Origin of the sequence: Terrisporobacter mayombei (assembly GCF_020748465.1) — a bacterium.
Classification (GTDB): domain Bacteria; phylum Bacillota; class Clostridia; order Peptostreptococcales; family Peptostreptococcaceae; genus Terrisporobacter; species Terrisporobacter mayombei.
The window spans coordinates 1-1,643 of the sequence record NZ_JAHZMP010000022.1 but is presented as its reverse complement, the minus strand read 5'-3'; the positions used below and the strand labels follow the sequence as shown (position 1 = coordinate 1,643).

Genomic DNA, 1,643 nt, shown 5'->3' with positions numbered 1-1,643 from the left:
ACTTCCACCTCTGACCTATCAACCATGTAGTCTTCATGGGGTCTTAACCTTACGGTGGGAAATCTTATCTTGAAGTAGGCTTCGCGCTTAGATGCTTTCAGCGCTTATCCTTTCCGTACTTAGCTACCCAGCTATGCCCTTGGCAGAACAACTGGTACACCAGCGGTACGTCCATCCCGGTCCTCTCGTACTAAGGACAGGTCTCCTCAAATTTCCTACGCCTGCGACGGATAGGGACCGAACTGTCTCACGACGTTCTGAACCCAGCTCGCGTACCACTTTAATGGGCGAACAGCCCAACCCTTGGGACCTACTACAGCCCCAGGATGTGATGAGCCGACATCGAGGTGCCAAACCTCCCCGTCGATGTGGACTCTTGGGGGAGATCAGCCTGTTATCCCCAGGGTAGCTTTTATCCGTTGAGCGATGGCCCTTCCATGCGGTACCACCGGATCACTAAGTCCGACTTTCGTCCTTGCTCGACCTGTATGTCTTGCAATCAAGCTCTCTTCTGCCTTTACACTCTACGTACGATTTCCGACCGTACTGAGAGAACCTTTGAGCGCCTCCGTTACTCTTTAGGAGGCGACCGCCCCAGTCAAACTGTCCACCTGACAGTGTCCCACTACCTGATTCAAGGCAGCTGGTTAGAATCCCAGTACTACAAGGGTGGTATCCCAAGGATGGCTCCACACAGACTGACGTCCATGCTTCATAGCCTCCCACCTATCCTGTACATGTAGCACCGAGACTCAATGTCAAGCTACAGTAAAGCTCCATGGGGTCTTTCCGTCCTGTCGCAGGTAACCGGCATCTTCACCGGTATTACAATTTCACCCAGTCTGTTGTTGAGACAGTGCCCAAATCGTTACGCCTTTCGTGCGGGTCGGAACTTACCCGACAAGGAATTTCGCTACCTTAGGACCGTTATAGTTACGGCCGCCGTTTACTGGGGCTTAAGTTCACTGCTTCGGTTACCCTAACAGATCCCCTTAACCTTCCAGCACCGGGCAGGCGTCAGCTCCTATACATCGTCTTGCGACTTAGCAGAAACCTATGTTTTTGGTAAACAGTCGCTTGGGCCTATTCTCTGCGGCCATGTTTCCATGGCACCCCTTCTCCCTAAGTTACGGGGTCATTTTGCCGAGTTCCTTAACAACAGTTCTCTGGCTGGCCTTAGGATACTCTCCTCACCCACCTGTGTCGGTTTGCGGTACAGGCACCTTTAACCTCGATAGAGACTTTTCTCGACAGTGTGAAATCAGCTACTTCGCTACTAAATTTCGCTCCGCATCGTACCCCAGCATTATTCAGGCGGATTTGCCTACCTGAACTGCCTCAATACTTGCCCGCACATAACCAACAGTGCGGTTAGCTTATCCTACTGTGTCATCCCATTTCTCAAACGGTTATTGGTGGTACAGGAATATCAACCTGTTGTCCATCACCTACGCCTTTCGGCCTCGGCTTAGGTCCTGACTAACCCAGGGCGGACGAACCTTCCCCTGGAAACCTTGGGTTTACGGCCTGTGGGATTCTCACCCACATCTCGCTACTCATGCCAACATTCTCACTTCTATACAGTCCACATCTCCTTACGGTAATGCTTCAATCCGTATAGAAAGCTCTCCTACCCATCATAA

The 1,643-nt window shown here is 51.5% G+C and carries 1 rRNA gene; it reads right to left on the bottom strand.

Annotated elements, in window-relative coordinates:
- Positions 1–1,643 (bottom strand): 23S ribosomal RNA (locus K0039_RS20000); the annotation flags it as partial.